The following is a 14,235-nucleotide window of genomic DNA, read 5'->3' on the forward strand; positions in this document are numbered from 1 at the left end:
GCCCCAAGCCACTCATACTCTGCGGATCATGAATCTCAACTCGCCATTCTTCAACCGTATCCGCATCAAGCCGGTCTGCGATGAGCCGCAGGACGCCGCCGGGCCGGTCTGCGAACATCCGACATGCAAGCTGCCCGGGGAGTTTCGCGCGCCCAAAGGTCGGGATGCGGAAGGCAAGTACTGGAAATTCTGTCTCAACCATGTCCGGGAATACAACGCGTCGTACAATTACTTCGCGGGCATGTCTGACAATGCCGTGCAGGCCTACCAGAAAGACGCGGTCATCGGCCACCGGCCGACCTGGGCGATGGGCATGAATCCCGGCACGAAGCCGGCAGAGGCGGGAGACGCCCCGAAAGCGCGGGAATGGGCCTATAGCGATCCGTTGGGTGTTCTCAACGGGCAGGACTTCACGCAAGGCCGCCGTCGCCGGGTCAACCCCGAGCCGAAGCAGCCCCGCTACACCGGCGCGGCGCGGCGCGCGCTCGATGTTCTCGGCCTCGATGAAACGGCCGACGGGCCCGCCATCAAGGCCCAGTACAAGACCCTGGTGAAACGGTTCCATCCGGACGCCAATGGCGGCGACCGGTCTTTCGAGGATCGCCTGCGTGACATCATCAAGGCCCACGACGTGCTGAAATCAGCCGGAATGGCCTGAAAAAGCCGCATGACACAGCCCACGAATGTGTCGAACGCGTTTGCGCCCGTAAGGTGAGATTGTTAAGACACCCGCAGCGCTTGTGAAAACCTGACAAAACCGACCGAGAGGCCCCTTATGGCAAGTACCGAAACCGCGACCCTTTTGCCCGACATGAAGGTGTCCGTGCGTCAAGTTTTCGGCATCGACTCGGATCTGGACGTTCCGGCMTTCTCCAATGGCGACGAGCATGTGCCCGATCTCGACCCGGATTACCTGTTCGATCGGGAGACGACCCTCGCTATCCTGGCGGGTTTTGCGCRCAACCGGCGCGTGATGATCACTGGCTATCACGGAACCGGCAAATCGACCCATATCGAGCAGGTCGCGGCGCGTCTCAACTGGCCTTGCGTGCGTGTGAACCTCGACAGCCATGTCTCCCGCATCGATCTCGTGGGCAAGGACGCCATCGTGCTTCAGGACGGCAAGCAGGTGACGGCCTTCCAGGACGGCATCCTGCCATGGGCTCTGCAGAACAACATCGCGCTCGTGTTCGACGAATACGATGCCGGCCGTCCGGACGTGATGTTCGTCATTCAGCGCGTGCTGGAGCAGTCCGGCAAGCTGACGCTTCTCGATCAGAAGCGCGTCATCCGGCCCCATCCGGCGTTCCGCCTGTTCTCGACCGCCAATACCGTTGGCCTCGGCGACACCTCGGGCCTCTATCACGGCACGCAGCAGATCAATCAGGGCCAGATGGACCGCTGGTCCATCGTCACGACCCTGAACTATCTGCCGCACGATAAGGAAGTCGACATCGTCCTGTCGAAGGCGAAGCATTATCAGGAGGATCCCGAAGGCCGCGACATCGTGAACAAGATGGTGCGCGTCGCGGATCTGACCCGCAGCGCGTTCATGAACGGCGATCTGTCGACGGTGATGAGCCCGCGCACGGTCATCACGTGGGCGGAAAACGCCGAGATTTTCGGTGAGACCGGCTTCGCCTTCCGCGTCACGTTCCTCAATAAATGCGACGAGTTGGAGCGGGCGCTCGTGGCCGAGTTCTATCAGCGCTCCTTCGGCAAGGAATTGCCTGAAAGTTCGGTCAACATCGCTCTTTCGTAAAGGTTGAAATGTCCATCTCGAACCGCAAGCCGGGTGAGAAGAAGGAAGCGCCGGCGGAGCCGCTGAAGCGCTCCATTGCCGGCTGCATCAAGGCGTTGGCGCGAAAGCCCGACCTCGAGGTGACCTTCGCGTCCGATCGTCCCGCCTTCATGGGCGAGAAGATCCGCCTGCCCGAACCGCCGCGGCGATTGACGACGCAGGATGTGGCGATCCTGCGTGGAAACGCCGATTCCATGGCCCTTCGCCTTGCCTGTCACGACGATGGCCTGCACCGCAAGCTGGCACCCGAAGGTCAGGCCGCACGCGCCGTCTTCGATGCCGTCGAGCAGGCGCGGGTGGAATCCATCGGGTCGCGCCGTATGGCGGGCGTTGCCTCCAACATCACCGCGATGCTGGATGACCGCTATCATCGCGGGGGCAAATACGAGGATGTCACCGATCGCGCCGACGCGCCCATCGAGGATGCGGTGGCGCTGATGGTGCGCGAGCGCCTGACCGGCGCCAAGCCACCAAAGGCAGCGGCGAAGATCGTCGATTTGTGGCGCGATTTCATCGAGGAACGGGCGGGTGAAGACCTCGATTCCCTCCTGAAAAACATCGAAAACCAGCGTGATTTCGCACGCGGCATACGCGAACTTCTGTCGTCCCTCGATATGGCGGACGAATCCTCGCTCGATTCCGACGAGGAGGAAAACGACGAAGACAGCGACAGCGACCAGGAAGAGCAGCAGGGCGAGGGCGAATCCGAGCAGGAATCCCAAGGCGACCGCGCCGAGATGGATGTCAGCGAGGATGCCAGCGACGACATGGAGGAGGGCGCGAGCGAAGATTCCGATGGCCCTTCCGGCGAAATGCCCGACGAGGCGGATGAATCCGATTCCGAGAACGCCGCCGAGTCGATGCGCCCGCCGTCGCGGTCCAACGAGCATCGGGGCCCCGACTACAAGGCTTTCAGCACCAAGTTCGACGAGGTTATCTTCGCCGAGGATCTGTGCGATTCCGATGAGCTGACGCGCTTGCGCGCCTATCTCGACAAGCAGCTCGCCCATCTCCAGGGCGTTGTCGGGCGTCTGGCGAACCGCCTGCAGCGCCGCCTGCTCGCGCAGCAAAACCGCGCCTGGGAGTTCGACCTCGAAGAGGGAACGCTCGATCCCGCGCGGCTCCCCCGCGTGGTGATGGACCCGTTCCAGCCGCTCACCTTCAAGCATGAGCAGGATACCAATTTCCGCGACACGGTCGTGACCTTGCTGCTCGACAATTCGGGCTCCATGCGCGGGCGCCCGATCACGGTGGCGGCGACCTGCGCGGATATTCTCGCGCGGACGCTCGAACGCTGCGGCGTGAAGGTCGAGATCCTTGGCTTCACCACGAAGGCGTGGAAGGGGGGACAGGCGCGGGAATCGTGGCTGCAAGGCGGGAAGCCCGCCAATCCCGGCCGTCTCAACGACCTGCGCCACATCATCTACAAGTCGGCCGATGCGCCGTGGCGGCGTGCCCGCAAGAATCTCGGGCTGATGATGCGCGAGGGCCTCCTGAAGGAGAACATCGACGGGGAAGCGCTCGACTGGGCGCACAAGAGATTGCTGGCCCGTCCCGAGCAGCGCCGGATCATGATGGTGATTTCCGATGGCGCGCCGGTGGACGATTCGACGCTTTCGGTGAATCCCGGCAATTATCTCGAACGCCACCTGCGCTACGTGATCGACGAGATCGAAACCCGTTCGCCCGTCGAACTGATCGCCATCGGCATCGGCCACGACGTGACGCGCTATTACCGCCGCGCCGTCACCATCGTGGACGCAGAGGAACTCGGCGGCGTCATGACCGAGAAGCTCGCCGAATTGTTCGACGAAAAGGCTCCCGCATCCACGCGCGGCGGCGTTCGCCGCAGAGCATTCGCTTGAGACTGAGCCGCCGATCGTTTCTCCTCGGCGGCGGCGCTCTCGCAGCGGCAACCGCGGCCGGGCAGGCGCTCGCCAAGCGCCCACAGGTTTTCAACGCGGCGACGCCCATCGCGGTCGAGGCAAAGCCAATCAGCCGGTTCTCGGTCGCGGATCCCGACCGTGTGCGCTTCGGCGATCTCGCGTTTCGATCCGGCCTCGATCTGCGCTCCCCCGCCAAGGAGTTCGGCGGCTTCTCGTCGCTTTGGCGCTCAAAAGACGGCCGTGAGCTGGTCGCGCTGGCTGACAACGCGCAATGGCTGCGCGCCCGGGTCGAAACAGCCGAGGGCCACCTGACGGGATTGACCGGGTCAGTGCTGACGCCGCTGACGCTGGCCAACGGAAAGCGCCTCCGGACAACCCGGTTCTACGACACCGAAAGCCTTGCCATTGCGGGGCGCACAGCCTTCGTGGGCGTCGAGCGCAATCACGGCGTCGTTCGCTTCGCGTGGAACGGCCAAACCTTCTCGCAGGGGACGCCGATCGAGGTACCGTTCGATTTCAGCGGGTTGGCCGGGAATGCCGGCCTCGAGGCGCTGGCCGTGGCGCCGCCGGGATCGCCCCTGGCGGGATCGCTGCTCGCCGTTGCCGAGCGTGTGCCGGGCCTTAATGCCGCAACGCGAGGGTTCGTTCTGACGGGCGCGTCGCGCGGGGAATTCGAGGTGGCGCGCTCGGACGGGTTCGACATTTCGGACATGGCGTTCCTCCCCAGCGGCGAATTGCTGCTCCTTGAGCGGCGGTTTTCCATATTCGCCGGGTTCGCCACCCGTCTGCGCCGCATTCCGGCTGCCGAAATCCGGCCCGGCCGCCGGATCGAGGGGGCATTGATCTTCGAAAGCGACCCGTCCCAGCAGATCGACAACATGGAGGGGCTCGCCGTTCACCGGGAAGGACCCGACGTGGTGCTGACCATGGTGTCCGACGATAATTTCAACGGTATCCAGCGGACCCTGCTGCTGGAATTCGCTTTGGCCGGCTGAGCGGGAGAGCGGTTCAGGCCCGCTGGGCCGCGGGCCGTCTCATCAGCATGAGGATCGCCCCATAGGGCGCGATTGACAGGGCGGCGAGCGCGAGCTTGACCGCGTAATCGGCCATGGCGAGGTTCGTCCAGGGCAGCGCCATGCAGGAATCGGCGATCCCCACCGTGCCAAGAAGGTCCGAAACCGTCAGGCCGATGCCGGGAACCGGGCCGCAATAGAACGCCACCGAGAAGAACAGCGCGGTATCGAGTGCGGACGAGATCACCGACGAGACGAAGGGTGGCAGCCACCAGGCGCGGTTGCGCAATTCTGCGAAGATGCCGATGTCGAGGAGCTGGGCCACCAGGAAGGCGGCGCCGGACGCAATGGCGATCCGGGGCGTGGCCAAAGCGACGGACAGGGCTACCGCGAGGACGAAGCCTGCATAGACCACCCGGCGGGCGCCCGCCGAGCCGAAACGCCGGTTCGACAGGTCGGTGATCAGAAACGAGAACGGATAGGTGAAGGCGCCCCAGGTGAGATAATCGCCGAGGCCGAGGTGCGTGAAGGGATACTGGACGGCGATGTTGGACGTCAGGACCACCAAGGTCATGGCCGCGAGCGCAATCCCAAAATCACGTCGATCGGTCCGGGTCGGTGCGCTCATCGTTCCCCCCAAGCTTGGTCAGAAACGCAAAACGGGCGGCCTCTAAGCCACCCGCCTGCAATATGTCGTGTTCGAAAGATCAGCTCGCAGCAGCGAGCTTCTTCTCGATTTCGCGCTTGATCGTGCGGGCGTTCTGCGAAAGCTCGTCGCCCTTCGCCTTGGCGAGGAACGCGTCCAGACCGCCGCGATGCTCGACCGAGCGAAGCGCGTTGGCGGAGATACGCAGGCGCACCGAACGCTTCAGCGTGTCGGAGAGCAGCGTGACGTTGCAGAGGTTCGGCAGGAACTTCCGCTTGGTCTTGCGGTTCGAGTGGCTCACGAGATGGCCACTCAGCACGGCCTTGCCGGTCAGTTCGCAACGGCGCGACATGGGTTCGATCCTATCGTCAAAAATGGCGTCACAGCGTCATAAGCAACGGGTTTGCTTCGCAGATCCCGCGCCGCCGGACACCAGAAGTCCTTGGAAGGTGCGAGCCTATAGGCCGAAACCGGGTGCCGCGTCAAGAATAGCCCGACCGGAGGGCCGGATTTTTTGCAATCCGGCGGTCACGATTTATACTGAATTGCATGCCATGGGGGTTTTTCATCCGCCTCTATCGTTGATTCGCCGGGAAGCTTTCATGCGCGTTTTCGCCTCCGCCCTCATCGCCCTGGCCCTGACCGGGGCCGGCTTCCGCGTCGAGGCCCAGACCTTGCGGGTGGATTACGACATATCGCTGGCGGGCCTTTCCCTCGGGACGGCGGATCTGTCGTCGACCTTCGACGGACCCAAATACAAGATGCAGGCGGCGGTGAAGCTTTCCGGCCTCGCCAAGATGCTGACGGGCGGCAAGGGCGCCGCCACGGCCTCGGGCGCCATCTCGGGGACAAAGCCCCAACCCGCCGCCTTCGCCGTGACCTCCCGTTCCTCCAGCGATCAGCGAACCGTTCGCATGGGGCTGACGGCTGGAAACGTCGCGGCTGTGGAAATCTCACCTCCCATCGACGAGAAAGCCGATCGGGTGCCGGTCAAGGACGAGGACAAGAAAGGCGTGATCGATCCCGTCAGCGCCCTGCTGATGCCCGCGATCGGGTCCGGAAAGCTGATGGATACGGCCAATTGCAACCGCACCATCCCGATCTTCGATGGCGCTGCGCGGTTCGACGTGGTGCTGAGCTACGACACCACCCAAGCTGTGGACAAGCCTGGGTATAAGGGCCCGGTACTCGTGTGCAAAGCACGGTATGTTCCGATCTCCGGCCATCGCGCTCTCCGGCCCAGCACCAAATTCATGCAGGAGAAMAAGGACATGTCGGTCTGGCTGGTGCCCCTGGAGGCTCAGCGGGTGCTGGTCCCGGTCAAGATATCGGTGAGGACCATGGTGGGCACCAGCGTGGTGGAGGCTTCCCGATGGTCGCTTGAGGGCGACGCGAAGGTCATCCCCATCAGTCTCGATTAGCCGCCATTGGCGGGCGGGATTGCCACACCATATAGCGGTCTCGATGCTGGCCCATGGCCGGACCATGTGCATCCGGCCGACATGTGTCGACCGCAGCCTTTTTCCCCGCACCCGGGATTCGCGCGACTAGGTATGGCCCGACGTTCCCTTCTTCCGCAATTGCGCGCGCGCGGCGTCACGGCCGTCCTCGGGCCCACCAATACCGGCAAGACGCATCTGGCCATCGAGCGCATGCTCGGCCACGAGAGCGGCATGATCGGGTTGCCCCTGCGCCTGCTCGCCCGGGAGGTCTATCAGCGGGTGGTGGAGCGGGTCGGCGAGCACAACGTTGCACTCGTCACCGGTGAGGAGAAAATCAAGCCTGACAAGGCGCGCTACTGGGTATCAACCATCGAGGCGATGCCGCGCGATCTCGATCTGTCCTTCGTCGCGGTCGACGAGGTGCAACTGGCGAGTGATTTCGACCGCGGACACGTCTTCACCGACCGCCTGCTCAATCAGCGCGGGCGGGACGAGACCCTGCTGATCGGGTCGAACACCATGCGCCCGCTCATCGAGGCGCTGGTCCCTGGCGTCCATGTGGTGACAAGGCCGCGCCTCTCGCAGCTTACCTTCGCGGGCGAGAAAAAGGTGTCGCGCCTTCCCCGCCGCACCGCCATCGTGGCGTTCTCGGCCGAGGAGGTCTACTCCATCGCCGAGCTCATCCGCCGCCAGAGTGGCGGCGCGGCAGTGGTCCTGGGAGCCCTCTCCCCCCGGACCCGCAATGCCCAGGTCGAGCTCTATCAGTCCGGTGACGTGGATTATCTGGTGGCGACCGATGCGGTCGGCATGGGACTCAATCTCGACGTCGACCATGTGGCGTTCGCGGCGGACAAGAAATTCGACGGGTTCCGCTTTCGACGGCTCCACAACGCGGAACTCGCGCAGATCGCCGGCCGCGCCGGCCGGCACATGCGCGACGGAACCTTCGGCACCACCGGCCGCTGCCCCCCATTCGACGCACCCACCGTGGAGGCCCTGGAGAATCACGTCTTCGATCCGGTGCGCATTCTCCAATGGCGGAACCCGGATCTCGAGTTCTCGACCCTTGCGCGGTTGCGGCAAAGCCTTGCCGAGCATCCCCGGGAAGCTGGTCTGGTACGGGCGCCGATGGGCGAGGACCTGGCGGCTCTCGAACTCCTGGCGCGCGAACACGACATCGTGGATTTCGCCAGCTCGCGGGCCGCTGTCGAACGGCTCTGGCAGGTTTGCCAGGTGCCGGATTACAGGAAAGTTTCGCCCCAGATCCATGCGGACCTAGTCGGCCAGATCTATCGATTTCTGATGAAGGGCGGGGCGGTGCCGCCGGACTGGTTCTCCCGGCATATCAACGCCATGGACCGGACGGATGGAGATATCGACACCCTCTCCAACCGCATTTCCCAGGTCCGCACCTGGTCCTTCGTCGCCAACCGTCCGGACTGGTTGCGTGATCCTGAGCATTGGCAGGGTGTTGCGCGTCAGGTAGAGGACAAGCTATCGGACGCGCTCCATGAACGTCTCGCCCAGCGCTTTGTCGACAAGCGCACGAGCGTTCTCATGCGGCGCTTGAGAGAGAAAACGATGCTCGAAGCGGAAATCACGACCTCCGGCGACGTTACCGTCGAGGGTCAACATATCGGCCATCTGCACGGCTTCCATTTCGTGCCGGATCCCCAAGCGGACACGGCCGAGGCCAAAACCCTGCGCAATGCGGCCGGCAAGGCGCTGGCAGGGGAGATCGGCGCCCGCGCCGACAGGTTCGCCGAGGCGCCCGACACCACGCTCGTGCTGTCGAACGACGGAACCGTGCGCTGGATGGGCGATCCCGTGGCCCGGATGGAGCCCGGCGACCGGCTCTTCGATCCGCGGGTCAGGATCCTGTCCGACGAGCATCTCGATACCGGTGCCCGCGAAAAGGTCGAAACGCGCCTGCGTGCCTGGCTCCGGGCCTATATCGTGCGGCTGCTGGGCCCATTGCTGGAGCTCGAGACCTCGCAGGAACTGACGGGCATTGCCCGCGGAATCGCGTTTCAGGTCGTCGAATCGCTCGGCGTTCTGGAACGCTCCAAGGTGCTCAACGACGTCCGGTCGCTCGACCAGGATGCCCGCGGCGCGCTGCGCAAGGCCGGCATCCGCTTCGGCGCCTATCATCTCTATCTGCCGGCCCTGTTAAAGCCCGCCCCTCGCATTCTGGCGGCGCAGCTCTGGGCGTTACAGAATGGCGGGCTCGACCAGAAGGGCATCGATGAGATCGCCCATCTGGCGCAATCCGGCCGGACTTCGATTCCAGTCGACACCGAAATCGCAGCCGGGCTCTATCGCGCCGCCGGGTTCCGTGTCTGCGGCGGCCGTGCGGTCCGGGTCGATATCCTCGAAAGGCTCGCGGATCTCATCCGCCCGGCCATTTCCTACCGTCCCGGCCTGACCCCGGGCGAACCGCCCGCGGGCACGGCGGATGGTGACGGTTTCGTCGCCACCGTGGCGATGACGTCCCTGGTCGGCTGCGCCGGCGAGGATTTCGCCACCATCCTGAAATCGCTTGGCTACGCGGTCGAGCGCCGGCCGGGGCCTGCCATCACGGTGCCGCTGGTGTCGCCCCCCAAGGCGATCGAGCAGCCGGTGGCAAGCCCATCCGCCGATGAAGCCTCCACCGAGGCGGCGACCCCGGCGGAGGCTTCCCCCGAGGCTGCCGTTGGAGAGGCCGTCGTTGGCGAGGCGGCACCCGCGGAAATCGAGACCATTGTCGAGGCCCCGGTCGTCCCCGAAGTGGCTGCCGTGACGCCGGAGACTGCCGACGCGACCCTGCCAGCCGAGACTCCCCAGGAGCTTTCGGACGGGGAACGTGTCGTGACTGAGCCCGGCCCGGGCGATCTCAATGCAGAGCAGCCCGCAGACGCCGCCGAGCCTGTGCTCATTGAAATCTGGCGTCAGCATCGCCGCCATGAAGGCGGGCAGGCACGGGCGGGCCGCGGCCGTCCCGACAACAGGGGCGATCGACGCCCCCGGCAGGGCGAGACCAAAGCCCCCGCCCGTCCCGGAGATGCGACACCCGGGGAGCGCCCGGCGGGGGATCGTCCTCCTCGCAGGGACCGACGTCCGGACAACCGTCCAGAGCGTCGGGAAGCCCAGGGGGAGGGACCGCGTCCGCAGGGTCGCCCGCCGCGCGGCCTTGGCAGGCCCGACGATCGTCGCAATCCCCGTCCGGAGAAGCGCTTCGAGAACCGTCGCGACAATCCGCCAGAACGGCGCGAAAAGCTGCCCGATCCGGATTCGCCCTTCGCAAAGCTGCTGGCCCTGAAAGCCCAGCTCGAAGACGGAAACAAATAGGCTGCCGGCCTGATGCGCGCGGACAGACAGCGGCTCGACAAGTGGCTGTGGTTCGCTCGTTTCTCGAAGTCGCGGACATCGGCCGCGAAGCTCGCAGCCAGCGGCTACGTCCGCATCAACGGCCAGCGCAGCACGGATCCTGCAAAGCCGCTCGCGCTCGGCGACGTGGTCACGGTTGCGCTTGAACGCGGCACCCTGGTGGTGCGCGTGGTCGACCTCGGCGTGCGTCGGGGCCCTGCAGTGGAAGCAAGGCAGCTGTACGTTGACCTCGACAGCGACGATGCGACGCTTGTCACGGGCTCCGACAGCAGCTAGAGCGGCGACGGCCGCCGCTCGTCGCAGACTGCCCTAACGCCCGCCAGAATCGCCCGCGAAGGACCGCCATGACCTACGTCGTCACGGAAAACTGCATCAAGTGCAAGTACATGGACTGCGTTGAGGTCTGTCCGGTCGATTGTTTCTACGAGGGCGAGAACATGCTCGTCATTCACCCGGACGAATGCATCGATTGCGGCGTCTGCGAGCCGGAATGCCCCGCCGAGGCCATCAAGACCGATTCCGAGCCCGGTCTCGAGCAATGGCTGAAGATTAATGCCGACCTGGCCCGGAGTTGGCCGAACATCACGCAGAAGAAAGACGCCCCGCCGGACGCCAAAGAATTCGACGGCGTGGCAAACAAGTTCGAAAACTATTTCTCGGCCGAACCGGGCGAAGGTGACTGATCGGAAGCTTGAGCCGATTGGGCGCATCTTTACGCTATTGTTGAATTATTTTTGCTTTTTGGGCCAACCTGTGATAGGGTTCGTCAATGCCGTCGCTCGTGCCCGACGTGCGTGAATTCCGCAGACAGACGGTTCCTAGAATGAAACCAAATGCGCGACCGTTGTCCTTAGGCAGTTTCGGCTGCCGGTCTTAAGGTGTGGGCGTTTTCCAGTTACCGGCTCGATCAGGCATATCAGCGGAAGCCGATCATCCGCAATCATCATGATCGTTCTCCCGGACCCCTCCGGTTGAACGAGACCATCCTCGCTCCGGCGAGGAAGTGCAAGGAGGCCTCTCTCGCATGACGACCGCCAAGAAGTCCGCCCAGCGCCTGGGTTTTAAAACCGGCGAAGCAATTGTCTATCCCGCTCACGGCGTCGGCCGTATCACCAATGTCGAAGAGCAGGAGATCGCGGGTTTCAAGCTGGAACTGTTCGTCGTCTCGTTCGACAAGGACAAGATGGTCCTGCGAGTCCCGACTGCGAAGGCCGCCAGCGTGGGAATGCGCAAGCTTGCCGAGCCGGCCCTGATCGAAAAGGCGCTGGACGTTCTGACCGGCCGGGCGCGCGTGAAGCGCACCATGTGGTCCCGCCGCGCGCAGGAATATGAGGCCAAAATCAATTCTGGCGATCTGATCGCCGTCACCGAGGTGGTGCGCGACCTCTATCGTTCGGACGCTCAGCCGGAACAGTCCTACAGCGAGCGCCAGCTCTATGAATCCGCGCTCGACCGCGTCGTTCGCGAGATCTCGGCCGTGAACAAGATCACCGATACAGAATCCCTGAAGCTCATCGAGCAGAGCCTCGCCAAGTCGCCGCGACGCGCGGGCAAGGGCGAAGTCGATGCCGAAGCGGAAGCCGAGGACGTTCAGGAAGAAGCCGCCTGATCGACGCCTCAGAGATCGACATTCAAGAAAGCCCGGCCTGAGCCGGGCTTTTTTTTGGCCCGATGCTTGCCTTCCTGGCTATTCCGCCTATCTCCGCGAACTTCGCTGTTCTGCCTGAACCTTTTTCCGCGTTCGCCGTTGAGAGGAAGCCAAGGGAGGACGCGATGGGAGAAATCTCAGGGGTTCGTCGCAAGTTTGTCCGTGCCGCAATGAATGCTCCATTCCTCGAGCGGGAAGAGGAGCGATTGCTGGCAGTGCGCTGGAAAGACAACGGCGACGAATCGGCTCTTCATCAACTCACGGCCGCCCATATGCGGCTGGTCATCGCGCTCGCTGCCCGTTTCCGCCATTATGGTCTGCCGATGGCGGATCTGGTCCAGGAAGGCCATGTCGGGCTTTTGGAAGCTGCCGCCCGCTTCGATCCCGAACGCGAGGTGCGGTTCTCGACCTACGCCACCTGGTGGATCAGGGCTTCCGTGCAGGACTACATCCTGCGGAACTGGTCAATCGTTCGGGGCGGAACCAGTTCGGCCCAAAAATCCCTTTTCTTCAACTTGCGTCGCCTGCGCGCCAAGCTGACCCGGGGGGGCGAGGAACGCATCGCTTACGAGGTCCATGAGAAGATCGCCCAGGCCATCGGCGTCTCCCGGGCCGATGTGGCGCTTATGGATGCGCGCCTGTCGGCGCCCGATACCTCGCTCAACGCTCCGGTGATGGATGCGGATTCCTCCAACTCGGCCGAACGGGTCGAATTCCTCGTCGATGGCGGTCCCTTGCCCGATGAGAGTGTGGGGAACGTGATCGACACAGAACGCAGGGTCCTGTGGCTGCAGAAGGCGCTCGAAGTGCTGAACGAGCGGGAATTGCGTATCCTGCGTGCCCGGCGGCTCGAAGAGGAACAGGTGACTCTGGAATTCCTTGGCACCCGTCTGGGCATTTCGAAGGAACGGGTGCGCCAGATCGAGAACCGGGCGCTAGAGAAACTCAAACGCGCTTTGCTCGAAAAGAATCCCCAGGCCAGCGGAGCTTTCGTGTGAGGCTTCCGGGACCGCGTCGGGACCTGATCCTCCGCTCTATTCGACGGCGATCTTGTAGCGCTCGCCGACCTTGAGCTGTTGGTTTCGGTCCAGGCCATTAATGAGCAGGAAGCGCTCCAGAGGGTGATCGACAGCCATCCGCGCCGCGAGGCTTTGCGATGTATCGCCCTCCCGGGCCGTCACCATTTCGAGGCGGAGCGGCCGGATGTCCCGCGCTTCCTGTGGCTGAACCTGCCGGACCGTCGCCAGCGTGCGCTGGAAAATCCCGTCGAGGTCGCCCGCGCCTGATCGCACTGCCATGATGAGGCGGAACGTCGTGTTGCCGATGCGGATCGCCGAAAGCCTGAACGACCATTCCTTGCCAACCGACAGAGCGGTGGCGACGGGTAGGTCGTTGATGGTTTCCGTTCGCAGGCTCCCCGGCTCGATCGTGTCGTTCCAGGTTGAGCGCAGAACCTCTTCAAGGCTCTGCCCGTTGGGGGTATCGGCGGCATCGAAGAGCAGCCTGCGCGATCCGTCCGCTGAGGCGCCCAGTACCGCCTGCGACGTATTCTCGAGCGTAAAGCCCTCCGGTGCCTCGAACGCGACCCCGAGGCGCGAATGGATGAAGCGACGGCCTCGCACGACCCCGTCGGCAGGGTCGTCCCCATATGCGAGCCCTTCGATCGCACTCAGGTAGTCCAGGCGCCCGGCCTCGCCCACGCCAGGGGCGCTGGCGCGCCGGGCGGCCTGGAGCGCCAGATTGATTCGCTCGCGGGTGCTGGGGTGGCTCGCCATCATGTCGGCGCTGCCATCCGACCCGCTGGCCGAACGACCGAGCGCCACCAGGAACCGCGGAGCGCCGTAAGGATCGAACCCGGCCCGCGCCAGAACCTTGACGCCGGCCTGATCGGCTTCGAACTCCTGAGACCGGGAGAAGCTCGCCAGCGTCGACCGCGACTGGTTCTGCATCATCGCCGCTTCCTTGGCGTCGTTCAGCACGTCCTCGGTGACGCGCTTGATCAACGTCGAGCGGGCCTGCAGCTCGCTCCGTTGGGACGCATGCCGAAGGGTCACATGGGCAATTTCGTGGGACAGTACGGCGGCGATTTCCGAGGTGTCGTTGCCAAGCGCCAGGAGTCCACGCGTAACGTAAAGCCTGCCGTTCGGAAGCGCGAAGGCGTTGACGGCCGGGGAATTGAGGATGGTAATCTGGAAGGACTCGTCGGGCCTGTCGCCGGCCTCGATCAGCCGCTTGCTGATATCGGACAGGAGGCGCTGCGCCTGAGGGGCGCGCGCCTCACCGCCAAAGGCCGCCACGAGGCGCTCATGGTCGCGATTGCGGCCTTTTTCTGCGCCGACGACTCGCGGGGCGTCGGCGGGAAGCTGCGCCGATCCATCGAACGCCGCGCAGGCCGCCAGCGACGCCGCCGCCAGCAAGGCCGCGAATCTCATC

General features: G+C 64.2%; 13 protein-coding genes. 10 read left to right on the forward strand and 3 right to left on the reverse strand.

Going from position 1 to position 14,235, the window contains the following annotated elements:
* The first annotated feature begins 28 nt into the window (after positions 1-28).
* The 4 genes from AC1DVM_RS12825 (at position 29) to AC1DVM_RS12840 (ending at position 4,682) form a co-directional block, all read left to right on the forward strand.
* Positions 29-658, forward strand: coding sequence for a J domain-containing protein (locus AC1DVM_RS12825; RefSeq protein ID WP_477254849.1), 630 nt, complete (start codon positions 29-31; stop codon positions 656-658).
* Positions 659-775: 117 nt separating this feature from the next.
* A complete protein-coding gene (gene cobS, locus AC1DVM_RS12830) occupies positions 776-1,762 on the forward strand; it encodes a cobaltochelatase subunit CobS (RefSeq protein WP_477254820.1) in 987 nt (328 codons plus the stop codon).
* An 8-nt stretch (positions 1,763-1,770) separates the two neighbouring features.
* Entirely contained in the window at positions 1,771-3,666 is a 1,896-nt protein-coding gene (gene cobT, locus AC1DVM_RS12835) for a cobaltochelatase subunit CobT (protein WP_477254821.1), read from the forward strand.
* Positions 3,663-4,682, forward strand: a complete 1,020-nt coding sequence (locus AC1DVM_RS12840) for an esterase-like activity of phytase family protein (protein WP_477254822.1) — start codon at positions 3,663-3,665, stop codon at positions 4,680-4,682. The genes cobT and AC1DVM_RS12840 overlap by 4 nt, the downstream gene beginning before the upstream one ends.
* Before the next feature lie 13 nt (positions 4,683-4,695).
* Here the strand turns inward: AC1DVM_RS12840 and AC1DVM_RS12845 are convergent, their stop codons facing one another.
* On the reverse strand, positions 4,696-5,328 hold the full coding sequence (locus AC1DVM_RS12845; RefSeq protein WP_477254823.1) for a queuosine precursor transporter: 633 nt from the start codon (positions 5,326-5,328) through the stop codon (positions 4,696-4,698).
* A 79-nt stretch (positions 5,329-5,407) separates the two neighbouring features.
* Positions 5,408-5,698: a 50S ribosomal protein L28 gene (gene rpmB / locus AC1DVM_RS12850; protein ID WP_477254824.1), complete on the reverse strand. Its 291-nt coding sequence runs from the start codon at positions 5,696-5,698 to the stop codon at positions 5,408-5,410.
* 250 nt (positions 5,699-5,948) lie between these two features.
* Here rpmB and AC1DVM_RS12855 point away from each other — a divergent pair, with 250 nt between their 5' ends.
* The 6 genes from AC1DVM_RS12855 (at position 5,949) to AC1DVM_RS12880 (ending at position 12,800) form a co-directional block, all read left to right on the forward strand.
* Positions 5,949-6,767 (forward strand): DUF3108 domain-containing protein, encoded by an 819-nt coding sequence (locus AC1DVM_RS12855; protein ID WP_477254825.1) that lies wholly within the window; start codon positions 5,949-5,951, stop codon positions 6,765-6,767.
* Between the two features lie 132 nt (positions 6,768-6,899).
* Positions 6,900-10,115, forward strand: coding sequence for a helicase-related protein (locus AC1DVM_RS12860; RefSeq protein ID WP_477254826.1), 3,216 nt, complete (start codon positions 6,900-6,902; stop codon positions 10,113-10,115).
* 12 nt (positions 10,116-10,127) lie between these two features.
* Positions 10,128-10,430: an RNA-binding S4 domain-containing protein gene (locus AC1DVM_RS12865; protein WP_477254827.1), complete on the forward strand. Its 303-nt coding sequence runs from the start codon at positions 10,128-10,130 to the stop codon at positions 10,428-10,430.
* A gap of 68 nt (positions 10,431-10,498) precedes the next feature.
* Positions 10,499-10,837: a ferredoxin FdxA gene (fdxA, locus tag AC1DVM_RS12870; protein ID WP_477254828.1), complete on the forward strand. Its 339-nt coding sequence runs from the start codon at positions 10,499-10,501 to the stop codon at positions 10,835-10,837.
* A 341-nt stretch (positions 10,838-11,178) separates the two neighbouring features.
* The gene (locus tag AC1DVM_RS12875) at positions 11,179-11,763 is read left to right on the forward strand and encodes a CarD family transcriptional regulator (RefSeq protein WP_477254829.1); all 585 of its coding nucleotides are present in this window, start codon (positions 11,179-11,181) and stop codon (positions 11,761-11,763) included.
* A 164-nt stretch (positions 11,764-11,927) separates the two neighbouring features.
* Positions 11,928-12,800, forward strand: a complete 873-nt coding sequence (locus tag AC1DVM_RS12880) for an RNA polymerase factor sigma-32 (protein ID WP_477254830.1) — start codon at positions 11,928-11,930, stop codon at positions 12,798-12,800.
* A 36-nt stretch (positions 12,801-12,836) separates the two neighbouring features.
* Here AC1DVM_RS12880 and AC1DVM_RS12885 read toward each other — a convergent pair whose 3' ends face one another.
* Complete coding sequence (locus AC1DVM_RS12885) at positions 12,837-14,234, reverse strand: M48 family metalloprotease (protein ID WP_477254831.1); 1,398 nt, start codon at positions 14,232-14,234, stop codon at positions 12,837-12,839.
* Position 14,235: the final 1 nt, after the last annotated feature.

Source organism: Microvirga sp. P4_A5 (genome assembly GCF_056402495.1).